This is a genomic window from Caldisericum exile AZM16c01, from assembly GCF_000284335.1.
Taxonomy (GTDB): Bacteria; Caldisericota; Caldisericia; order Caldisericales; family Caldisericaceae; genus Caldisericum; species Caldisericum exile.
Genome location: NC_017096.1, coordinates 1,506,473 through 1,529,229, shown reverse-complemented (window position 1 = coordinate 1,529,229; position 22,757 = coordinate 1,506,473). Strand labels below are relative to the sequence as shown.

At 36.1% G+C, this 22,757-nt stretch carries 16 protein-coding genes; 12 read left to right on the top strand and 4 right to left on the bottom strand.

Annotation, left to right across the window (positions count from 1 at the left end):
* Window positions 1-36 precede the first annotated feature (36 nt).
* Window positions 37-3,516 carry a reverse gyrase gene (gene rgy / locus CSE_RS07615; protein ID WP_014454078.1) on the bottom strand — a complete coding sequence of 1,160 codons (3,480 nt, stop codon included), beginning with the start codon at window positions 3,514-3,516 and terminating at the stop codon, window positions 37-39.
* Between the two features lie 64 nt (window positions 3,517-3,580).
* Between rgy and CSE_RS08450 the strand changes: the two genes are divergently transcribed.
* Together CSE_RS08450 and CSE_RS07610 are read left to right on the top strand one after the other, a co-directional pair.
* Window positions 3,581-3,754: a hypothetical protein gene (locus CSE_RS08450; protein WP_014454077.1), complete on the top strand. Its 174-nt coding sequence runs from the start codon at window positions 3,581-3,583 to the stop codon at window positions 3,752-3,754.
* Between the two features lie 85 nt (window positions 3,755-3,839).
* Window positions 3,840-4,436, top strand: coding sequence for an indolepyruvate oxidoreductase subunit beta (locus tag CSE_RS07610; protein ID WP_014454076.1), 597 nt, complete (start codon window positions 3,840-3,842; stop codon window positions 4,434-4,436).
* Between the two features lie 74 nt (window positions 4,437-4,510).
* Here the strand turns inward: CSE_RS07610 and CSE_RS07605 are convergent, their stop codons facing one another.
* Complete coding sequence (locus CSE_RS07605) at window positions 4,511-5,161, bottom strand: peroxiredoxin (protein WP_014454075.1); 651 nt, start codon at window positions 5,159-5,161, stop codon at window positions 4,511-4,513.
* Between the two features lie 168 nt (window positions 5,162-5,329).
* On the opposite strand from CSE_RS07605, the gene CSE_RS07600 reads away from it, so the two are divergent.
* From CSE_RS07600 to CSE_RS07555, 10 genes are all read left to right on the top strand, one after another.
* The gene (locus CSE_RS07600) at window positions 5,330-7,801 is read left to right on the top strand and encodes an ATP-binding protein (RefSeq protein WP_014454074.1); all 2,472 of its coding nucleotides are present in this window, start codon (window positions 5,330-5,332) and stop codon (window positions 7,799-7,801) included.
* 3 nt (window positions 7,802-7,804) lie between these two features.
* Entirely contained in the window at window positions 7,805-8,842 is a 1,038-nt protein-coding gene (locus tag CSE_RS07595) for an HD domain-containing phosphohydrolase (RefSeq protein WP_014454073.1), read from the top strand.
* 72 nt (window positions 8,843-8,914) lie between these two features.
* Window positions 8,915-9,661: an alpha/beta hydrolase gene (locus CSE_RS07590; RefSeq protein WP_014454072.1), complete on the top strand. Its 747-nt coding sequence runs from the start codon at window positions 8,915-8,917 to the stop codon at window positions 9,659-9,661.
* The gene (locus CSE_RS07585; RefSeq protein ID WP_014454071.1) at window positions 9,637-10,896 is read left to right on the top strand and encodes an MFS transporter; all 1,260 of its coding nucleotides are present in this window, start codon (window positions 9,637-9,639) and stop codon (window positions 10,894-10,896) included. The genes CSE_RS07590 and CSE_RS07585 overlap by 25 nt, the downstream gene beginning before the upstream one ends.
* Window positions 10,897-10,911: 15 nt before the next feature.
* The gene (locus tag CSE_RS07580) at window positions 10,912-11,808 is read left to right on the top strand and encodes a phosphate acyltransferase (protein WP_014454070.1); all 897 of its coding nucleotides are present in this window, start codon (window positions 10,912-10,914) and stop codon (window positions 11,806-11,808) included.
* Window positions 11,809-12,124: 316 nt separating this feature from the next.
* Window positions 12,125-12,331, top strand: a complete 207-nt coding sequence (locus tag CSE_RS07575; RefSeq protein WP_014454069.1) for a DUF2905 domain-containing protein — start codon at window positions 12,125-12,127, stop codon at window positions 12,329-12,331.
* Window positions 12,332-12,669: 338 nt separating this feature from the next.
* Window positions 12,670-15,795, top strand: coding sequence for a S8 family serine peptidase (locus tag CSE_RS07570; protein ID WP_014454067.1), 3,126 nt, complete (start codon window positions 12,670-12,672; stop codon window positions 15,793-15,795).
* A gap of 16 nt (window positions 15,796-15,811) precedes the next feature.
* Window positions 15,812-19,039, top strand: a complete 3,228-nt coding sequence (locus CSE_RS07565; protein ID WP_014454066.1) for a stalk domain-containing protein — start codon at window positions 15,812-15,814, stop codon at window positions 19,037-19,039.
* A gap of 512 nt (window positions 19,040-19,551) precedes the next feature.
* The gene (locus CSE_RS07560; protein WP_014454065.1) at window positions 19,552-20,967 is read left to right on the top strand and encodes an ATP-dependent DNA ligase; all 1,416 of its coding nucleotides are present in this window, start codon (window positions 19,552-19,554) and stop codon (window positions 20,965-20,967) included.
* A gap of 30 nt (window positions 20,968-20,997) precedes the next feature.
* The gene (locus CSE_RS07555; protein ID WP_014454064.1) at window positions 20,998-21,525 is read left to right on the top strand and encodes a hypothetical protein; all 528 of its coding nucleotides are present in this window, start codon (window positions 20,998-21,000) and stop codon (window positions 21,523-21,525) included.
* A gap of 43 nt (window positions 21,526-21,568) precedes the next feature.
* Here CSE_RS07555 and CSE_RS07550 read toward each other — a convergent pair whose 3' ends face one another.
* Together CSE_RS07550 and CSE_RS07545 are read right to left on the bottom strand one after the other, a co-directional pair.
* A complete protein-coding gene (locus CSE_RS07550; RefSeq protein WP_014454063.1) occupies window positions 21,569-21,844 on the bottom strand; it encodes a ubiquitin-like small modifier protein 1 in 276 nt (91 codons plus the stop codon).
* A 9-nt stretch (window positions 21,845-21,853) separates the two neighbouring features.
* Complete coding sequence (locus CSE_RS07545) at window positions 21,854-22,717, bottom strand: DMT family transporter (protein ID WP_014454062.1); 864 nt, start codon at window positions 22,715-22,717, stop codon at window positions 21,854-21,856.
* Window positions 22,718-22,757 lie beyond the last annotated feature (40 nt).

Genomic DNA, 22,757 nt, shown 5'->3' with positions numbered 1-22,757 from the left:
CTTAATTATATCACAAGGAGCCTTAAAAGGTAATTTTTAATCTTCAATCGATAGACTCAAAAATTCTTTCAATTTTTCAAGTTGAAGATCGTTGAAAATCTTTTCTATCTCTTTGTTGTAATCCCCGCTACCTTGTTCTATTTTATCCATCTTTTGTTCAAGTTCTTTTGTGTATCCTTCACTTACAAATGGTGAAATTTTCATATTTTTCTTTATGAGATTTACAATCTCAGCACCAAGTTTTGTAGGGATTAAAAAACCCTTTTTATCAATAACATATTTTCTTGCAATGAGTTTTTCAATTGTGATTGCATAAGTTGATGGCCTTCCGATGCCTTTCTTCTCCATTTCTTCAATTATTGTTGCATGCGTATAAAAAGGCACATCACTTTTTCTTATAAGAAGTTTGTTTTCAATTGGAATAATCCCTTCTGAGACTGGATAAATTTCAACAGGGTGAATTTTATTGAAACCCTCTTCTACAATTCCAATATTTACCTCTTCCTCTTTTTGAAGGGTGAGACTTCCTATATTTAAAGAGTACAAAACTTTACCGCCTTCAACAACAGTGTCCTTCATTTGAGATGCAATAAATTGCCTAAATATAAGGTCATAGAGTTTAAGATGCATTGGCGTAATACCTAAAATTGGGTTTATTGTAAGATATGATTTTAATTCTTCAACATCCATTGCTTTTGTTGGTCGAATGCACTCATGTGCGCCTTGGGTTTGTGAATGCATTCTGATTTTTACAAATTCACTCCCGAAATTTTCTTCGATATACTCTTTTGCAATACGCACACCTGTCTCACTCACCTTAATACTATCAGTCCTGTGATAGGTGATTAATCCCATCTCAAAGAGGTCTTGTGCAAGTTGCATTATTGTAAAGGATGGGAGTTTTAATTTGTTTGATGCCTCCTTTAAAAGTGTGTATGTTTCAAACGGCTTAACAAATAAATTTTCTTTGTGTCGATCGAGGATTTTCACATAGATTGTCTTAACTTTATCGATTTCTTCTTTGTTTAGAGTGCTTTCGAGTTTAAACTCAACCGTTTTTGAACTAAAAAATACTCTTAAATATGGGTTCTTTTTTGATGCCTCAATGCCACGATTTACAATCCACTCAAGAACAGGTGTTTGCACTCTTCCTGCTGAAAGAGTTTTAAGTCCCTTTTCCTTTTGGATGTATTGCGAAACTGTAAAGCCTACAAATCTGTCTGCAATTCTTCTTAAAAACTGTGCCTTAACAAGGTTAATATTTAAGTTTCTCGGATTCTTTATCGCATCTTCAAAAGCATGCTTTGTAACCTCGTGAAACTCAATGCGCTTTATGTGGTTTGCATAAGGAGAAAGGTTAAGCCATAAATCATAACTTATCTTTTCTCCTTCTGTGTCTGGATCGGAAGCAAGTAAAACCTCATTAACTTCTAAAGATAATCTTCTTAAGGATTTAAGAATATTTTCTTTGTCTTCGTCAATTGGCTCAAAAAGCGGAATAAATATTCCATCTCTCTTCAAAACGCCAAAATACCCCTCCGTTTTGTTTAGATCTAAAATATGTCCCTTTGATGCAGCAATTGTGAGGATTGTATCTTTCATGATGATCTCAAATGCGTCAAGATTTCCAATACGTCTTCTTATGGGTTTACCATAGAAGGATGCAATTGTTCGTGCCTTATTTGGGGATTCAACAATCACAAGTTTTGTGTCAAATTTTGGTTCTACATCAGTAAGAAATCCACTTTCAATTTTACGTACAAGTGCTCGGTCATCGTCAATTTCTTTGAGGATACTTTCAATGTTAACTGTTTCATATGGTAACAAGAGAGCGTCTTCAATGAACCACTTGAGTTTTTTCCCTAAAACCAATAGTGCCTTTAGATCATTAGTTAAAATAAGAGAAAGTCCTTTTGTAAGACCCGTTGCAATGAGGCGGGAAGTTCGACCAGATGCCTGAATGTAGCCTGTGGTATCTACAACCACAAATGAAAGTTCATTTCCCTTTCTTTGCAGTGCAATATCAGGTGTCTCTTCGATGATTTTTACAATATCCTCTCTTTTAAAAAGTTCCTTAAAATAATTTACTGCTTCAGCATATGCTTTTTGATATGGATTATCACCACTTTCTTCAATAACATTTGAGTATCTTTTGAGGATATTTAAGTATCTATAGATTTTTGCAACTTCTGAGTCTTTAAGTATTTTCTTCCTTGTAATATGTGGTGCAAGCATCAAAATTGCATAGTATAATCCTCTATTCCCTTCGGTTGCACTAAGCGAAAATTTTATCTTAGGCACACCCACAAAGAGTGCATACCTTATAACGGAAGGAAGGTCAATCCCTCTTGCAAGTGGATTTCTGTATGTAGAAAATCCAACAAGTACATCAAGACTACCCTGCTTAAAATCTTCTAAAACCTTTGTGAGATGTTCATATGAGAGAGCCTTTACGCCGTTTTTATTGAGGAAGTGCACGAAATTTTCAAGGTCTTCCTTTGTGTAATCTGTATTAAGGAATATAAGTCCACCTTTGCCAAGTTTTTTAATTTCTGAAAGCGCCTCGGAAAAAAGGTCGCCTTCAACAATTTTATAAGTATCAACAACTTTTCGCAACGTTGAGACAACCCGTCCTACTTCGAAGTTGAGAAGTTCCCTAAAAAGGAGTACCTTTTTTGACTTTGGGTTTGTTGTCGCAGATGAAACAATCAAGACACCTTTTCGCTTTGCTTTAATTTTATTAACATCTTCAATGACACTTTGAAGTGTCTCCTGGTCAACCTTATTTTTAAGAGAGAGCCTTTTTAGGTCAATAAGTTTAAGCGCCTTCTCAATGTCTTCATCGTTAAAGTTCAGAAGTTTAAGCACCTTATCTATATTTTTTGAATTTTTTAAAATTGAATCAACATCGTCAATAAATACAAGCGAGTAAAGACCCTTTGGCACCATATCAAAGTTTTTGTAAAGGAAATTTGTAGTTGTTATAAGTATCTTGAAATCGCCTTCTTGAATCCGATATTTTAGAAGTTCAAGCGTATTTTTTGGAAGATTTGAATCATATGCGATAATCTCATTTTCGGCAATCCCAAATTTTAACAATTTTTCTTTTGCTTGTTTTACAAGAATGTTTGTTGGGAAGATAAGATACACAAAGCCGATGTTGTTTTCCGAGATGTACTTTGAAAGTGTAAGCCCGAATGTAGTTTTTCCAATACCAGTTTCCGCAATAAGAGCAAAGGAGTTGTCGAGAAAAAATCTTATTGCCCACATTTCTTGAAGGGAAGATAAGTTAAAGCCGGTTGTGTTTTTAAATGTATTTTTGAATTTAGATAGATGCTCTCTCAGGTTGCAAAAGGATTTAAACTGCTCTATTTTAAGATAGTTACAGATTTGTTCTTTTGGGACAATCCTATCCAAGCATGCCTCACATGTAAGCCCTAATTTTAATCTATCGTCTGTAATGTCATTTCCGCAGTTTGGACAAAGATTTTTGTAAATTGTTGAAATTGTTTCCATATTTTCCTCCAACTCATTATAATGTTAATGTATGTTAATGTAAATATTTTAAAAGGAGATTTGTATGGAGGGATTTGGAGTTTTTGCAGGTGGTTTAGTGATTGTTTATGTAATTCTTGTAGTCGCCCTTGCCGTATTGCCATTTGTGTGGCTTCATAACATTAGTCTTAATGCCTTTAGAAGTTATCAGGAGCTAAAAGAAATAAAAGAGATACTGAAAGAATTAAAAAACAAATAGTTTTTCACATTTAGAAAATTTTTATAAGGTATTAAAATTTTTTGAAAATTTTCTAAATGTTATTATCATATTCTCGAGGTGAGATATGCAATATAATATTTACATTACAGGCGTTGGCGGTCAAGGAGTTGTAAAAACATCCATTGTAATAGGTCAGGCATGCATAAAGCAGGGCTTAAATGTTGTAACTTCCGAAATTCATGGGATGTCTCAAAGAGGTGGAGTTGTGCCTGTTGAGGTGCGCATTGGCGATGTGAATGGCCCAATTATAAAAAACGGAAGTGTGGATTTGTTGTTATCTTTTGAACCATTGGAAGCCGTTAGAGCCCTTCCAAAGTTAAATGAAAACACAGTTGCAGTTGTTAATACCGAAGAAATTGTGCCATTTACAGCATCACTCGGCATTTCAAAATACCTTTCAAGCAAAGAGTATATAGACGAATTAAAAAAATACCTTAAGGTAGTTATCCCTGTAAACGCAGAGGCTATTGCAAAAGAGATTCACGATAGTATTGTTTCAAATATGGTTATCTTGGGGGTTGGCGCATCTGTTCCAAATTTTCCCATCGAAAAGGAATACGTTATAGATGCTATAAAAGAGAGTTTTAAACCTCAGTATGTGAACCTCAATATAAAGGCATTTGAAAGAGGATACGAATTAGGAAAAGAATATTTTAAATAAAAGAAAAAGGAGGAGATTAATATAGGCGGGGTTGTAATTGCCCCGCCTATGTGTATTTGGGTGTTCAGAACCTTCTATTTAATTTTCTTATGGCAGAACCACCAATCGTAACAAGTGTATTCCTTCATTCTCTTTGAGGCAGTTTCTACATCAGATGCAGGTGGAATAATTACTTCGTCTTTAATAAGTTCATTGTTTGGCCAGTTAGCAGGTATTGCTACGCCTTCTTTGTCTACAACCTGGAGAGCCTCAACGATTCTTAGAATTTCGTCCATGTTTCTTCCAAGTTCCTGTGGATAGTAGAGCATTGTCCTTAATATGCCCTTGTCATCTACTACAAAAACTGCTCTAACGGTGTTTGTACCTTTGTTAGGATGAAGCATTCCAAGTGCTTCTGCAACAGTTCCTCTGTCGTCTGCAATGATTGGGAATGGAATTTGCACCTTTAATGTGTTTTCAATCCACTCAACCCACTTAATGTGAGAGAATACCTGGTCAATTGAAAGACCAATAAGTTCTGTGTTAAGTTTCTTAAATTGTTCATACCTCTTTGCAAATGCTACAAATTCGGTTGTGCAAACAGGAGTAAAATCTGCCGGATGGCTAAAAAGAATAAACCACTTTCCTTTGTAATCATCAGGTAATTTCTTTACACCGTGTGTCGTTTTCACAGTAAATTCTGGTAATTTTTCTCCCAGTAAAGGTAATCTTTTAACTTCTTCCATCTTACCCACCTCCTAATTTAAAATTTTTCTAATTTGTATTATATACAATTAAAAATTTTTGTCAAGAGGGTGTATAGGTAATTTTTGACTTATATGTTCTGTTTGAAGTATATGCGTATCTAATTTCATATAGAAAATGAATCGTCTTATAATTAATAGGAGGGAGAGATGAATATTATAAAAAAATTTTGGGAGTATGAGTATTTAAAACAGGCAACTATTTTTATATCTTTTTCAATCATAGCATTCGTGCTATTTGCATTTTATCCGATTACTGAAACACACTTTCTAATTGAGCTGTTGAGCATTTTTATCAATGCCTCAATTTTTTTAATTTTCGTTTTAACACCAACATTCAAGAAAACCTTATTTTTGCTTATTATTGGTGTTTCATCGCTTGTAGTTGCAGTGCTTGATTTTTTCCATGCGGTGTATTTTCCCGGTGGAGGAATACGAAACGATATAATACTTTCACTAAATTACTGGATGCTCGCCCGGGCAGTGCAATCTTTTGGATACCTTATTGCAACGATGCAAAAAGAAGTGCAGGTTAATAAAAAGATGTATTTAAATACGATTATAATATTTTTGATTGCAATCCCGGTTTTGATTTTTGCAGGAAGATTCATTCCGCAAGGGGTTTTCTATGTGGAAGGATCTGGAACAACTTTTTTAAAATATTTGTTGGAAGTGCTTTTTGCAGTGTTTTTCTTAATCTTTGCATTAAAGGAGAGAAAAGTGCCTGAATTATTCTTTGCGGGTATTTTTATGGCTCTTTCGGAAGCAAATTTTGTTTATTATAAATCCATCTTAAGTAAGTTAGTTTTAACCGGTCATATATTTAAAATTACAGGGGCAATTTCTATGCTTTTCTTTGCATCTAAATATTACATAGTGTTACCTTTAAAAGAAGTAATAGAACTCGAAACCAAATATAAATCGGAAAGTAGAAGTATCAAAAACTTATTTAATGAGGTAATGCATAGGTGGGATAAGGTGGCAGAGTTAAGAAATGCTATTATTGCTCTTGAAGATGAAGAGAATATTTACGAAAAGATTAAGGAATTTTATAGAAAAAAAGATGATACAATAGGAATTGCAATATTTAGGTCAGGGAATCTTTGCTATAAAAATGATCCAAAATATCCAGATTCATTAGAAAAGTATGACACGGACAAATTTGACAGTGTAATAGTTAATAACAACACGACGTTTTTCTTTGACAAATCTTCGCCTTATTTAAATATATATAAGCAGCTTTCTCTATTTATTTCGCTTGTTCTTGAAAATATCTCTGAAAAGAAGAAACTCACAGAGTTGAATGCAAAACTTGAAGAGGCTGACCAATATCGTATCGAATTTATTAGGGGTTTCTCTCACGAATTGAAAACGCCCCTCAATGTAATGAGCGGCTACTTACAAATTCTAATGCGAGGCGCATACGGAAAATTGTCTACGCAGGTTGAAGAAATTATTAAAGAGATTTATAAAGCAAATCTCCGTGCAGTTGAAACTGTAAATAACTTACTTGATCTTTCGAGATTAGAGTCTCACAATGTTTTACCGAAAGCAGAGAAATTGAATGCATTACAATTTTTAAACGAAACGCTTGCATCAGTTGAAGAATTATCAAAGCAGAAAGGCCTTGAATTTATAATTGAAGTTGATACTGACCTTATCATACCTTCAGATCCTAAATTTTTGAAAATGATTGTGACCAATCTTGCAAGTAATGCAGTAAAAAATACTGAAAAAGGTTTCGTTAAAGTAAGTTTAAAAGTTAATGATTTGGACTTTCTTAAGTTGATCGTTTCTGATTCAGGCATAGGGATTCCTGAGGAAAAAATTACCGAAATCTTTAAACCCTTTGTAAAAGGAGAATCACAAGAAGGACATGGTCTTGGACTTAGTCTTGTTGAAAAGTATGTAAAGGCACTTGATGGGACAATTAGTGTTAAAAGTGAAGTTGGAAAGGGGACTGTGTTTGAAGTAACTATTCCTATTTTTCCCCATATTGATACTACAAATATAAAGAAGAGAAATCAAATAGATTTTCTTGTGATAGAACCAGACGAAGGTAATAGAAATTTTTTAAAGCATCTTTTAAGAGATTACAAAGTTGAAGTTGCGTCAAATGCAAGAGAAGGAATTATCAAGGCACTCGAAATGGTTCCTAAAGTGGTAACTGTTGACTATGGGCTCTCAACAATCACTGGTGATCTTTATATAGAAAAACTAAGGGAATTCCCGGAACTCACGAATACGAAGTTTTTACTATACACAGGAAAGACATTAAATAGAATTTTTTTGAGCGACATACCTGTGGTTGAGAAGATTGGTATAAATGTCGAAGAATTTAAAGAAGTTCTTAATGCACTGAAGGATTCAGATATCCTTTTCCTTTATGGAGGCGAATTTGAGGCTACAAAAGAAAAACTTATCAAAGCGATAAAGAATGAGCATCCTTCAAAGGGAGTTTTTGCAAGAAATATAAAAGAATTTCAGTTCGTGAATCTTTCGATACTTTTTGACCTTGTGTATCTTACAAAATCAACCGATGTAAAAGAAAGTAACCTTATTGACGAAATTTTAAAAATAAGAAGTCAATTCGACAAAGAATTTAAAATATTAGGAGGTTAATTTATGATAGACATCTTACTTGTAGAAGACGATCCTTTTACAAGAAAAATGATGGAAGATATGCTCAAACTTATGGGCTTTAACTATGCATCCGTTCCCAATGGAAAAGAGGCAGTTGAATTTGTAAAAAAGGAAGAGCCAGTTCTAATCCTTATGGATATTTCAATGCCTGTAATGAATGGAATTGAAGCAACAAGAGAAATCAAAGCAATGGGCAGGGGCTCGATAATTATAATGCTTACTGCATTTGGAGATGAAAAGGCAATGAGTGAGGCTGCAAATGCTGGTGCAGATGATTTTATACTTAAACCCGTAGATTTTAATATCATGAAATCCCGAATAGAGACCGCAATAATTGCAGAAAAATTTTTCGAACAGAAAAAGTCGATGCTTAAAAATTTTGAAGAACTAAAAGAACTTAACGAAAAGAAGATTGAGGAATTAACCGAAGAAAACTTCAATTTGACATTTGAACTTCTTCAAAAACTTGCAATAGTCTCAGAATTCCGTGATCAGGAAACTTATGAGCACACTCAAAGGGTAAGTGAAATTTCTGGATTCATTGCTAAAGAATACGGTAAAGATATGGAGTTTGTTTTTCTTGTTAAGAGATCTGCTCCCCTTCACGATATTGGTAAAATTGGTATTAGAGACTCAATTCTTCTTAAACCTGGGAAATTAACAGAAGAAGAATACAACGAAATGAAAAAGCATGTTGAAATAGGCAAAAACATCCTTTCAGGTTCAAATACGAAAGTTCTTAAAACGGCAGAAGTTGTTGCTTACTACCATCATGAAAGATGGGACGGAACTGGTTATCCAGAGCGGTTAAAAGGGACAGAAATTCCAATTGAGGCACGAATTGTTTGCCTTGCAGATTCAATTGATGCGATGTTTAGCAAACGGCCTTACAAGGAGGCAAAGGAAGAAAGTTTCGTAAAGGAAGAACTCTTAAGAAATAAAAGTACCCAATTCGATCCCGACCTTGTAGATATTGTGCTTTCGAATTGGGAATTTATAAAATCGTTTTATAGGAAATAGTTTTTATTTTAATTTTTAAAGTTTTTGTTTTTTTGTTCCTTTTTCTTTATAATCCTTTAAGGACGACGAAAAATGGGCGATAAAGAAAAAGTTGGGATTTTGCTTATTCACGGCTTTACTGGAAATTTGAAGACCCTCTCTTATCTTAAAACTCAATTTGAAAACTCAGGGTTCATCATTGAGATGCCATCATTGTCTGGTCACAACACCGATTATCGAGATCTTGATAAGGTGAAGTTTGAAGATTGGCTTGATGATGTTGAAACGGCCTTTAAGAGACTAAAAGAAAAAACGGGAACAATTTTTGTTCTTGGGCTTTCGATGGGAGGAGCACTTGCTCTTCACCTGCAAGCAAATTTTAAGGATATAAAAGGAGTCATCCTTGTAAATCATGCACTAACTTTAAAAAAGAGTTTGAAACTGTTTTTTGTCCCGATCTTGAGGCACTTTGTTAAATTTATTTACGATCCCGGCTCTGATATAAAGGACAAATCAAAAACAGGTCTTGCTTATGATTATATTTCTTTGAATGCACTCTACGAATTTATGAAACTCATGAAGGTTATAAGAAGCGAACTTGCAAACGTTACATCGCCTCTTCTTATCTTCAAATCACTTGAAGACCATGTTATTCCATACGAAAGCGTTATAATAACTCTTAAGGGTGTAAATTCAGATGAAATTATTCTTATTCATCTTAAAAATTCGTATCATGTTGCAACTGAAGACTTCGATAAAGAAGTTATTTTTAATAGAAGTATAGAATTCATAAAAACGCTTTTAAAGGAGGAAAGATGGAGGATAGATCTAACGCAGTAAAGCCTAAAGCAAACTACAAGAAAGTATTCCTCTTGGGAATGAGTTCGTTTTCAGATCAACTTTTCTGGGGAATTTATAATACTGATATCCCCATAATTGTGCAAACCGTTTATCACTTATCTAACACCCTGACAGGTTGGGTTATGAACATTGATAACATCCTTGGCTTGTTTTTGCTTCCACTTGTTGGAATGCTATCTGATAGGACAAACACCAAAATTGGAAAGAGAATGCCATACATCCTTGGCGGCCTCTTAGGTGGAGCATTCTTCTTTTTCCTCATTTCACTTTTTGCCCATTTTGAATTGCCATTTATATATGTGTTTCTTGCGATATTCTTCGCAGTGTCGGCTATGTCGGTGCAAAGGTCCCCAACAATTGCGCTTATGGCCGACATAACACCGAAAGAAGATCGAGCCCCTGCAAACTCAATAATGAATCTTATGACAGGTATTGGTGGTATTTTTGGAATTCTTGTTGTGGGAATGATTTCATCGATTAACAGGCTTTTAGGATTTTTTGTTGCAAGTATCTTTATAGTGATTGGTGCCTTTGCCGTATTCTTTTCGATAAATGAAAAGCGCGATGCAAAATATAGAAGTGAGACTGATAGCGAAGAGCCTTTTAGTGTTCTTAAATCATTTGGCTTTTTATTTAAAAAAGAAAATACATCTCTTCTATTTTTGCTTTTTGCAGTTGCATTTGGTTGGATTGGAGTTAATACAGTTGAAACATTCTACACAGCGTATATGAGTATGGAGTCTGGCTTGCAAGCAACAATTGGCGAGCAGATGGCAAAACTCAATCTTTCAATTTTCTTTATTGCTTTCATTGCATTTTCTGTTCCTGCAGGCTTCCTTGGGAAAAAATATCGAAGAAAACTTCCCATGCTTGTTGGCCTTTTAGGGCTTGTTTTTGTGTTCGGTATTGTGGTTTTTGTGAAGAACTACTCTATTCATAAGTATCTTTTTGCGCTTGGCGGAATATTGTGGGATCTTTTCATTGTTAATGCAATCCCTACAGTTATTGATTTTGGAACGTCAGAAACACAAGGCACATATACTGGCTTTTACTATTTATTTTCTCAAACTGCAAATATCATTGCGCCGGTTCTTGCAGGTAGTTTAGCAGATGTATTCAAAACGAAATTTGTAATTTTCCCTGTTTCGGTTTTTGCATTTATTATATCTTTTACTTCTCTTATATTTATGAGAAGAGTGCCTATTAAAGATTAAGTTAAAGGAGGCGCTATGTTTAAGAATTTTCAGGAGATTATTGATCACCTTAAGGGTTTTGGAAAAACGCCAATCGTTGTTGTAGGCGAGGATAAGGATGCAGTTGAGGCAGTTTATGATGCCCATAAGATTGGAATAGGTGTTGGTGTATTTGTAGGGAGTAAAGAAAAGTTTGAGAAAATTTTTAAGGAGTATGAAGATAAAGGGTTTATAAAGGATGTAATTGATTCAAAAGATGATGAGGAGAAGTGCAAACTTGCAGTTGAAACCGTGAAGAATGAGGGTATACTCCTAAAAGGCTCTGTAAAAACAGCTACTCTTTTAAAAGCAGTCCTCAATAAAGAGTGGGGGCTTAGAACTGAGAGAATCATAACGAGCGTTGCTGCATTTGAGTCGAATTATGAGGGGAGAGAAAAAATAGTCCTCATCTCTGATGGGGGCGTTTTAATTCGTCCCGATATTGATACTATTGTTAAAGAGATTGATAATGCCGTATTTGTTGCAAATAAACTTGGGAACCCTATGCCAAAGGTTGCGCTCCTCTGTGCAGTTGAGGTTGTAAATCCTGATATGCCTGAAACGGTGAATGCCGCAATGCTTCGAAAGATGTGGGAAAGAGGGCAAATAAAAGGTTGCATTGTTGACGGACCTCTTGCACTTGACAATGCACTCTCTATGTATGCAAAAGAAAAGAAAGGCATTGTTTCAGATGTCGCAGGCGATGCAGATATTCTCATTACTCCAGATATTGTTTCAGGGAATATCCTTGGAAAGTCTGTTGAGTATATTGGTGGTAAACCTCTTGCAGTAACGGTAGTTGGTGCAGCAAAACCGATAATGATCCCCTCTCGTGCAGACCGAGCTGAGTCTAAACTGCGCTCAATTGCCTTGACAATGTTAATATCGCGATAATTTAGAGGGGATTATACGTCTCCCCTCTAACTCCCCCTGAACGTCGGAGACCCCTCGGAAAGACTTCTCGGGGTGACTTCAATTAGAAAGGGGCACATCCCTTTTCTAACTTACTCCTAAGGATAAAAAGATTTTTTATTTTTAGGGTGGAGTTGGAGGAGGGTGTCCCTCCTCCATTATAAGTCATGTCGAGCGTAGCGAGACATCTCCTCCTTTAAGGTGAATATATAGAAATATATCTTTCTAACTTCAAAAAACTACAAAAAGGATTTTTTGGTTGTATAATTAACCTATTTTTTCTCTGCTATAATATAGTATGAAGATGTGGAAAGTGCTTGTATTGTTAGGTGCCTTACTTATCGTGTTTGGTTTTATTGTGATGCTTTTTGAAAACTGGAAGTTTCGACTTCCAGGAGATATCTACATTAAGCGTGACAATTTTGAATTTTATTTCCCGATCACAACCTCAATTGTCATAAGCCTTATTCTAACGCTTATTTTAAACTTAATTTTCAGAAAATAAATTCTCAAAATTTACAAAAAGGGAGTTTTTTTCAAATTTATAGTTGAGACCTTGACTAACTTGCTTCTAACTTTTTTCTAAACCTAAAAGACTTATAATAAAGTCATTTGGAGAAAGACAGTTCTTTGGTCGCGCAGAAGTGTAAGTGAGGTATATCATTCGTTTAGTTTTTTGTTACTTATGAAGGTTCGACCACATTCTCTACTTAATGAGTAAATTTCTTATAATGGTGCGAAATGATAATCAATTGAGAAAGAAATTTTGAAATTGTTATTTCTGAAATCTCTTGGTATTTTTTGTGTTTTTCGTATAATTTTTGAAAAAGGAAAGGAGGAAACATGAAAGTAAGTAAAAAACTGTTAGCATGTTTACTTGTGGTGCTTTTTGTAGGATCTATTCTTAAAATTTCTCCTTCTCGTACATTTGCTACAGAAGCACCGAAACTGTCGAACAAGTTTACTGCCGAACAACTTACAACAAATGATTATGTAAATGTTATTGTAGAGTTGAAAGACGATCCTGTAATCACTTACTCGTTAAGAAAAAAGAACGAACCAACACTTCTTTCTCTTGGAAGAGGTTTGTCAACTAGCGACTATGAAAAAATGCTCACGGAGAAGCAGATTGAACTTTTTAGACAAATCAAGAACGTCTCTCCGGATGCTAAACTTGGGTATAGATATCAGTATACCTACAATGGTTTTGCGCTTTCTATAAGAGGAGCCGACCTTGAGAGAATTTCAAAACTTGACCTTGTAAGGAAAATTTATCCAAGCAAAACTTACACAGTTTCTGATGATGTAAGCAATTCTGTAATTGGCGCAACTAATGTTTGGCAGCAAATAAAAGATGCGAAGGGAAATCCTGTTGACGGGACCGGGATAGTTATTGCAATAATTGATACAGGTGTTGACTATACCCACCCTGATTTAGGAGGTGGTTTTGGACCAAATTACAAGGTCATTGGTGGTTACGATTTTGGGGATAAAGACCCAGATCCAATGGATTCGAATGGTCATGGCACTCATGTTGCGGGCATTGCAGCAGCAGATGGAAAGATAAAAGGTGTTGCTCCAAAGGCAAAAATCCTTGCATACAAGATAGTTGCAGGTGGGAGCAGAAACGCTTCAACGGAAAATATCATTGCAGGTATCGAAAGGGCAGTAAAGGATGGGGCAAACGTTGCAAACCTTTCTTTTGGCTCAGCTAGCCTTGGAACTTCCGATCCTGAAGACCCCGAAAACAAAGCCTTTGACACAGCGGCTGATGCTGGAGTTCTTTCTTCAATTTCAGCTGGAAACCAAGGCGCAAGATGCCAAACAAAGCCGTATCCATTAGGTTCACCATCAGGAGCAAGAAAGGTACTCTCTGTTGCTGCATCTGATGATGGCATTCATCCTGCAATAAATATAGTTTCTCCAACCGTTCCCGAGGGGCAGAGTATTATTCTTGGGAATTATGCAGACCTTTCACCAGCATTTCCAAAAGACCAGCAGTTTGAAGTTGTTGTATGTGGCTATGGAAGGCCATCTGACTTTGAAGGTGTAGATGTTAAAGGTAAGATTGCTCTTGTTTCTCGTGGTCCTTTAGGCCCAAATGCAATATATTTTAGAGATAAAGATTTAAATGCGAAGGCAGCAGGGGCAGTGGGCATCATTATTTATAATAACATGCCTGGAATTGTGTCCCCTACTTTTAATGTGCAAGCAGGAGATGAAAAGAAAGAGTATATTCCTGCGATATTCGTTACTCAAAGTGATGGTCTTTTTATTAAGGACCTAATTAACAAAGGATTGAAAATAAAGTTTAATGATGTTTCTAATCTTGGTACAATCGCCTCGTTTAGTTCGATGGGACCTTCATCTGACTTCTACTTCAAGCCAGAGATTGCAGCACCTGGTGTTGCAATATATTCCACGATTCCTGGCGGTGCATATGCAAGTTGGAATGGCACTTCAATGGCGGCACCACATGTTGCAGGTGCGATTGCCCTCTTTAAACAAGTACATCCTGATTTTACCTCTGAAGATATAAAGGCTGCATTAATGAATACGGCAGTTGTACTCAAAAACTATCAAAATAACGAAACTATAACATGGCTTTTGCAAGGTTCAGGACGATTGAATATTGCAAGTGCAATAAGTACTCCTGCAACTATTAAGCCGTATGATATTTTAGTGAAAACAGATAAGCTAACACCAGTTACTTTAACAATCAAAAATGTAAGTGGTACTAATCAAACGTTCTCGGTTTCTTCAGAATTTACTCTTGGAAATAGTTCGGGTTTAACGGTAAACATAAATCCATCAAAGGTTACAATTGCACAAGGTCAATCTTCTACAGTAACGCTCACTTTTTCGGTTGATAATTCAAAACTTTCAAAAGGACCTCACGAAGGACTTGTTTGGTTTGATAACGGACAAACAAAACTACATGTTCCGTTTATAATCTGGAATGGAGATGTTGAGATACCTGAAAAACTCTATGATGTTAACACGTCCTCAAATGTTCTTAAGGTTGGAAGTAATAAAATTGACTTTACCTTTGCGTTTGGCTCTGGCTCTATAATTCCTCCAGCGGAACCTAACGAAAGACCGGAAAGTTCAAACATCATAGATCAAGTTGAGATAAGGGTAAAAGATCTTAATGGAAATACGCTCGGAGTAATATACGATAGGTCCTTGCTTTTCCTTGGCCACTATAGTTTTTCATGGGATGGAAGAGACATATACGGTAATTACTTCCTAAAGGATGGAAAATACAAGTGGCAGATTGCAGTTGTAGAATCCAATAATGACCAGCAGAATCCTATCATTGAAGACACCGCAACTGTCGAAGGAGATTTCGAAGTTCAAAATTCACCCCAAAACTCCTGTTTGATTTTGCTTGATAAACAAACTATTGCCCAGGAAGAAACATCCAACGCTATTTTGAATGCTTCTCTAAGGGATGCTGTATCTTCACTCAGCACTGTAATATCTTTTAATGCCAACATTACAAAGGCAGAAAATGTTGCACTTGGAAGTTCTTTGAAGACTGATGATATTGATTCTTATTCGCTCAAAGTTGACAACCTTACAGGTGAAATTTTTGTTAATATCAAGTTCAAACAGGGTCACGAACTTAAAGGAAATGTCAGTTTGGTCTCATTTGCGCTTAGAGGAAAAATTCCAGGTACAACGCAGGTAGGTTTTAAGGAATCTAATATAACTAATGCAAACGGAAATAGCATCTTCTCTGTATTCTTGCCAACACAAATTAAAATTAATAAGGCCGAAAAACCATGGGACCTTAATAGGGATAAGAAGGTTAACGATTCTGATCTTGCGCTCTTTAAGCAAGCATTTGGGACAGAGCCAAAAGACTTGAATTATTTGCCACTTGCCGATTTCAATATGGATGGCATAATTGATGGAAAAGATTTAGTTATATTGCTCTCCCACTTTGGGGAGACATACCCATAGGAAGGGGTGAGAAACAATGAAGAGGATAATCTCACTTTTAATTTGCATTGCATTAATGCTTGCAAGCGTATCGTCTGTAGTTCCTGTAAGGGCTGATACGAAACCTCTGTATCAAGTTGGAGTTATTGGGATACTTCCCGACGATTACATTGGTGCATTTGCTTTACATACGGCAAATACTTATGAAAGCGATTATAAAAGCGATCTTTCTTTCCCGATGCAAGGAATGACTTCTACTCCAGATGGGAATCTTGTTGTACTTGATACAAGCTACGGAAGAGTTCATGTTCTTGATAAAAATCTTTATAACATTTTGACATTTGGAAAACTGGGATATGGTGAAGGAAAACTCCAATATCCTGTAGATGTTGCTGTGGATAAAGACGGAAATTTCTATATCGCAGATTTCTTCAATAATTACTTTGCAAAATTTGATAAAAACGGAAAGTGGATCTTTAATGTAGGAACTGAAGGGTCCGGAAACGGACAATTTAATGGCCCTTCTGGTATTGCGGTGGATTCTTCTGGAAATGTTTATGTATCGGATCAATTGAATGGAAGAATTCAAGTATTTGACACTAATGGGAATTTCAAAGCAGTTCTTCAAACCGATGTTGTTGCACCTGGCGGTATGTGTGTTGATTCTTTAAACAATCTTTATGTGGTTGACATGCGTTCATCTGTTGTCTATAAGCTTGATAGTACTGGTAAAACCTTACTCAAATTTGGAAGTGCTGGCACAAACGATGAACAATTTGTATATCCGTTTGACATCTCTGTTGACAAGCAAGGCAATATTTATGTCCTTGATAGGGGACTCGGCTCTAAGAAACATGCCTGTGTTCAGAAATTTGACTCAACAGGTAAGTTCCTTATGAAATTTGGAGACAATGCAACAAAGATTCCTCAACCTAATGGAACCTTTCTTACTCCAGGTGGTTTTGCTGTTGACGATAACGGCAATGTTTTTGTAATTGACTCCGGCTATTTCTATAATCCCGGAAATCCTTTTGGATATCCTGTTGGAATAAGACTTACTCAATTCGATTCTAAGGGTAATTTTGTAAGGAAAGTTGACTTTAATGAATCAACCAAAGGACGACTTATTAACCCTTGGGCTGCCTGTGAAGATTCAAAGGGTAACATTTGGGTTACAAGTTGGACTAATTTTAATGATGTGGGCGAAGTTGACATTTTTACTCCTGATGGAAAATTTATTAAGGCAATAAAAGGAATAAGCGACAAGGAACCATTCAAAGCAATTGGTGGTATTGCATCTGATCACAACGGTAGCATTTACGTGGGTCTTGGTGACTATGTTGCTAAATTTGATGAAAACTTCAATTTCGTAACAAAAATTGGGGTAGGCAAGGTTTCCAACGTTTTTGGTGTTGCAGTGGACTCATCTCAAAACATATGGGTTGCAAGTAATGGAACACAGACAGTTGTCGGTTTTAAGTCAGATGGTACTTTGTTAAGTCAATTTTCACCTGCACACGCACCTGTTGGACTTTATGTTGATAAAAACGGAAACTTCTACATTACTACAACTGATGATAACAAAGTATATGTTTATGATTCCTCTCAAAAACTTAAGGGCTCTTTTGGTGGTGGTGGAAGATCAACTGGTAAATTCTGGGTTCCTTATGGAGTTGTGGTTGATAATTCTGGGAATATTATCGTAGCAGATACTGAGAACGGTAGGCTTCAAGCTTTTAAAGGAGATACTTTTGATCTTTTGTGGTCTACCGAAAGGGAATTTTATGAACCGGCAATGCTTAGTTTAACTAAAGATGGTAAGATTCTTGTTGCAGATTGTTTCCACAATGTGGTAAGAATTCTTTCAGAAACTGCACCTCAGGTATCTCAATTCGATTTTGCTGTTAGAAGTTCTGTTTCCGATGTAAAAGTCAAGGCGGGAGATACTTTAAACTTTAATGTAGCGATAGAAAACATAGGCAAAACAGATGATTCTTACTCAGTAAAAGTTGAAAACAATCTTCCATCAACTTGGACTTTCACAGTTAACACAAATACTGTTTCAGTAAAATCTAATGATATGATTTTAATACCTATTTCAGTAGGTGTTCCTATGACTGCAGGCTCAGAGGAAGGTGGCACAGTTACCTTGACATTTACTTCTACAGGTTTACCAAATCTGTCAAAATCTGTTACGATTTCAATCTTCACTCCCGAAGTTCCGCCTGTTAAGGTTAGTTTCGTAGGAGATAAAGTTCCGCTTGGCAGTACAGGGACTATCGATCTATCGGTTGAAAAGGCAGATGACCTTTATGGATTAGCTATTACAATTTCATATGATAGTGCAAAACTGAAAGTCTCGAAAGTTGAACCTGTCTTTAATCTCGGGAGCAATGCAGTATTCCTTGAAAATCATGACAAGGCAGGGACAATTATTGTTGGCTATTCTCTTGAAGGTAAAGTTAGTGGCGTTACTGCCACAGGAAGCCTAATAAGAATTACATTCACAGGAGTTTCAGAAGGTGATTCAAACATTGTGCCAACCGATGTTACCTTCTATAACAGTAAACTAGGCGTTATAAAAACTGAAGCAAATCCTTCTACGATAACTGTTTATAACCCTGTGCCACCAACTCTTACTGTTGATTTTGCAGATGGAATTACAGTTAAGGATTCAAGTTTTTACATTACAGGAAAGACAGATCCAGGCTGTGCAGTTACGATTAATAATTCAAAGATAACCGTTGGAAGCGATGGCAGATTTGCCTATAGCATAATTTTAAGGGAAGGTGCAAATACAATTACGATTGTTTCTACTAATAAGTACGGCATTTCAAACAAAATAACAAGAACTGTTTACCTAAAGACATCAACAGTCATTGTCCTACAAATTGGGTCAACCACATTTACGGTTAACGACACACCAGGAGCACTTGATTCCCCTCCAGTTATTAAGAACTCACGTACGCTTGTCCCAATTAGGGCAATCATCGAGGCAATAGGCGGATCAATATCCTGGGATGGAACTACGAAAAAAGTGACTATTGTTTTGGGCGATAAAACCATAGAACTGTGGATTGGTAAACCTCAGGCGAAAGTAAACGGTGTTACTAAGTGGATTGATGATACAAACCATAAAGTAATGCCAGAGATAATTAATGGAAGAACTATGCTTCCGCTAAGGTTTGTTACCGAGAATCTTGGTGCAAAGGTTGATTGGGATGGGGCAACCAAGACGATAACGATTACTTATCCAGCGCCGTAAGGACTTACTCAATAAGTATCTGGCAGGAGGCTCTCTCCTGCCAGATTTTAATTACCAAATTCTCAAAATTTACAAAAAGGGAGTTTTTTCAAATTTATAGTTGAGACCTTGACTAACTTGCTTCTAACTTTTTTCTAAACCTAAAAGACTTATAACAAAGTAATTTCGGCGCTACAATTAAAAGTCGTTCCAAAGCCGAAGGCGAGGAATACTTAATTTAGAGGGGGATTAACAAGACTCCCCCTCTAACTCCCCCTGAAAAGGCGGGGGTCCCTCACATTCGTTCGGGATGACCATGTTATATGGGGAGTGCTGAGGAAGTTTGTTTCTCCCTCAAGTTTTGGAGATTTCTCCTCGCAACATTTGTCTAAGTGACGGTTTTTTGTCGCACCGAAGTGTAAGCGAAGAATTGCTCAGTTTACGGGAGGAGACAAAATTTACAATGCTTCTTCCTCTGTTTGAATTTTCTTATTTCTAAATCCTGTGCGATAATATTTTTAGAGAGTGAAATTATGGAAGACACTGATTTTATTGAAAGCGATGTAAGGCTTTTTTACGAAATACTTTCTCACGAAAATGAAAGCGAAATTCGTCTTATAAACGTTGGTGTATATCCTATTGTAAAAATCGTAAAAGGTGTTGAAAAATTTGTTAGCGTTGCAAGGGAATACAATGACAAAAGCAATGTTTACACAGTCCTGCGTGAAAGAAGGCCAAATTTTAAAGGATCTGCAAGGGCTGAAGATATCATAAAAGTGCAAATCATTGCTCTTGATTTTGACCCAATAAGGGAAAAGGAGTATCCTTCAAATGATGATGAACTAAAAAGAGCAGTTGATGTTGCAACAAAGATTGCAGAGGATTTTGAAAAGAAGGGATTTTTAATGCCACATATTGCAGCAACAGGAAATGGCGCAGCGCTCTATTTTAAAATTGAGGCAATACCTATAACAAGTGATAGCCGCACATATATAACTGAACTACTTCAAAGGTTTGAAGAATATGTGCGATCAGAGTATAAAGCGCTTTTACATAAAAATGAAGTTCGTCTTGACAATATGTATGATCTTCCACGTATTGGGCGTGTTATAGGGACCAAAAACATAAAAGGGACAGAAACAAAAGACCGCCCGCACAGGGTGTCGAGATTTCTCTATGTAAATACTCCTTTAAGAAACGATAAAAATCTCTTTGATTTTATAAAAAGCCTTTCAAAGAAACCTTATGTTATTTTAGAAGAAATGGTATCTTACGAACCCTTAAAGTTGAGCAAGAAACCACCCTCTTCCCAACAATCATTACACTCAGAGCAAAAAATGGCATCTACGACCGAACAAACTCTTATCTTTGAAGGTAGTCCAGTTTACCCAATGCAACCAATTCCATACTTTGGAGAGGTGCTTGTTGGAAATTGGATTTGGGAATACAAGGTTGATGGCTTTCGCTTGCAAATTATTAAAAACGATGGGAAAATTTACTATTTTGGCCGCAGGCTTGAGAAAAACCCCGATTGGACAGAGAAACTAAACAAGGTAATCCCCTTTGAATCTTTTAGGAATCTTCCTGATAAATCGATGCTTGATGCAGAACTATATTCAACTATTGGGAGAAGAGGTGTCCCATCAGTGTTTGCAAATAATGGCAAGGCTGCACCAATTATTTATGTCTTTGATGTAATCTTTTACGCAGGAACGTTTGTAGGGAATCTTCCTTTATCAAAGCGCAAAGAAATGCTTAACTCAATCGAATTTTTGCCTCCAATTTTTGTTTTGCCGTATTTTAAAGTTGAAAACCTTGAAAATCACTTGAAAGAAGCAATATCAAAAGGCTTTGAGGGAATTGTCATAAAGGAACTTAATTCAAAATACGAGGTTGGCTTTGATGCACCAATTGCAACGCAGTGGTGGCGAAAAATAAAGCCAAAATAAGTTAGAGATGTAATATTTAGGAGGTGAAGAATGGCAGTTGGAAGGTTTCAAGTAATGGCAACACTTCAAGCGGCAAGAGCATACGTTCTAGGAAAGCCGATACATGAAGCAAAGAGTTTTGGGTTGAATCGTGCGATATTTTATGCTGCAGCCAAAAAAGGGTTCAAGGCGATGAAAGGTGCAAAGCCTCCAGAAAAAGTTGTCATAGGAAAAACCGAACTTCCAGAAGATAAAATCAAAAAGATTCAAGAGAGTTTCAAGGTGGAAAACATCGGCGATGAAATTGCCTACGCAGTTACATTGGATGGCAAAACTTATTATATCATTGGAAACGAAATTCAAACAGAGGAAGACTTTGCAAAAGAAATTGAAAGACGCTTCAATGGAAAATTTGACAAGGCATGGGAAGAGGCATTAATGATTGTTTCAAGTTATGATAAAGGCGTTCTTCTTTCCCAAAGATATTTTTATGAGGTAGTTTACAAACCACGTAGGGATGAACTTGCAAAAAAGTGGACTGCCCTTGCGGAGGGTGAAGATTTAGAAAATAACGGATAAATTTTTTAGGATACCTTTTCGGGGAATCTTTCCAAAAATGTTTCTATCCACCTGCAACAGGGGGGAAAATTGAAATCTTATCGCCGTCTTTTAGAGGGGTGTTGCCCTTTTCAAGGAATTCAACATTTCTTCCGTTAAGTAAATATATATAGTCGTTTTTAAGGGAACCATTTTCATTAAGCACTTCATCTCTTAAAATGGGATACTTTTCAACCATCTTTTTTATTGCATCAATTACGGTTTCTGCATCTATTTCAACTTCGCCCTCTTTAAACTTTTCTCTAATTGTTGCATACATCTTAATCTTTACGTGTGCCATGGTAAATTATTATACCTCAACACGAGCAGAAATGTAAATACCAGTTAATATGAGCACTGCTCCAATAATCTCCAAAAGCGACGGTATTTCGTTAAGAATAAAGTATGCACCTATTGTTGCAATAACTGGTTCGCCAAGGATTGTGACAGCAATAAACGATGGGTCTAAATATTTAAGAGAATAGTTATATGCCGTGTGTCCCAAAATCTGCGGGATAAACGCAACAAGGAAAAACATGAAAAATGTGTGCATTGGGTAGTGGAAATTGTTTTGTCTTGTTATAACTGAAACGATAATAAGGATAATTGCAGTGTAAGAATATGTAAAAAATATAAAAGGAATTAATTCAAATTTTTGTCTTATTCTGTTTGTAAATGTGAGATAAAGCGATACGGCAATTGCTCCAAGTAGTGCAAGTATGTCTCCTAAAAGTGGTGCTTTTGCCATGCTTCCCTTTGATGAAAGTCCAATGAGAATACTTCCTGATATTGCAATTGCAATACCCAAAAGGAGTTCTTTTTTAACAACCTTTTTGTAGAAAAGATAACCAAAAATCGGCACAAAAATGGGATTTGTTGTTACAAGAACAGTTGAACTTGCAACCGTTGTGAATTTAAGGGAGTATATCCAAAGGATAAAGTGTGTTGATAGAAACACTGCAAGTGGCACAAATGCAATGGATTCCTTAAAAGGAATCTTTTTTTGATAAAAAATATAAAGTGGTGCAACCAAAAGGGCACTAAGCGTAAGCCTGTAAGTTGCAATAACAATAGGCTCTGCATCCGTTAGCCTTATAAGAATTGATGAAACTCCAACACTTATGACGCCAATAACAAGTATCAATATTAACTTTACTTTGTTTTCGCCTTCCATAGAATAAATTATAATGAAAATTTTTCTTTTTACACGACTT

Bases quoted from the DNA above. Each gene is read 5' to 3' on its own strand.
- rgy (WP_014454078.1), bottom strand. From the start codon at position 3,516: ATGGAAACAATTTCAACAATTTACAAAAATCTTTGTCCAAACTGCGGA.
- CSE_RS08450 (WP_014454077.1), top strand. From the start codon at position 3,581: ATGGAGGGATTTGGAGTTTTTGCAGGTGGTTTAGTGATTGTTTATGTA.
- CSE_RS07610 (WP_014454076.1), top strand. From the start codon at position 3,840: ATGCAATATAATATTTACATTACAGGCGTTGGCGGTCAAGGAGTTGTA.
- CSE_RS07605 (WP_014454075.1), bottom strand. From the start codon at position 5,161: ATGGAAGAAGTTAAAAGATTACCTTTACTGGGAGAAAAATTACCAGAA.
- CSE_RS07600 (WP_014454074.1), top strand. From the start codon at position 5,330: ATGAATATTATAAAAAAATTTTGGGAGTATGAGTATTTAAAACAGGCA.
- CSE_RS07595 (WP_014454073.1), top strand. From the start codon at position 7,805: ATGATAGACATCTTACTTGTAGAAGACGATCCTTTTACAAGAAAAATG.
- CSE_RS07590 (WP_014454072.1), top strand. From the start codon at position 8,915: ATGGGCGATAAAGAAAAAGTTGGGATTTTGCTTATTCACGGCTTTACT.
- CSE_RS07585 (WP_014454071.1), top strand. From the start codon at position 9,637: ATGGAGGATAGATCTAACGCAGTAAAGCCTAAAGCAAACTACAAGAAA.
- CSE_RS07580 (WP_014454070.1), top strand. From the start codon at position 10,912: ATGTTTAAGAATTTTCAGGAGATTATTGATCACCTTAAGGGTTTTGGA.
- CSE_RS07575 (WP_014454069.1), top strand. From the start codon at position 12,125: ATGAAGATGTGGAAAGTGCTTGTATTGTTAGGTGCCTTACTTATCGTG.
- CSE_RS07570 (WP_014454067.1), top strand. From the start codon at position 12,670: ATGAAAGTAAGTAAAAAACTGTTAGCATGTTTACTTGTGGTGCTTTTT.
- CSE_RS07565 (WP_014454066.1), top strand. From the start codon at position 15,812: ATGAAGAGGATAATCTCACTTTTAATTTGCATTGCATTAATGCTTGCA.
- CSE_RS07560 (WP_014454065.1), top strand. From the start codon at position 19,552: ATGGAAGACACTGATTTTATTGAAAGCGATGTAAGGCTTTTTTACGAA.
- CSE_RS07555 (WP_014454064.1), top strand. From the start codon at position 20,998: ATGGCAGTTGGAAGGTTTCAAGTAATGGCAACACTTCAAGCGGCAAGA.
- CSE_RS07550 (WP_014454063.1), bottom strand. From the start codon at position 21,844: ATGGCACACGTAAAGATTAAGATGTATGCAACAATTAGAGAAAAGTTT.
- CSE_RS07545 (WP_014454062.1), bottom strand. From the start codon at position 22,717: ATGGAAGGCGAAAACAAAGTAAAGTTAATATTGATACTTGTTATTGGC.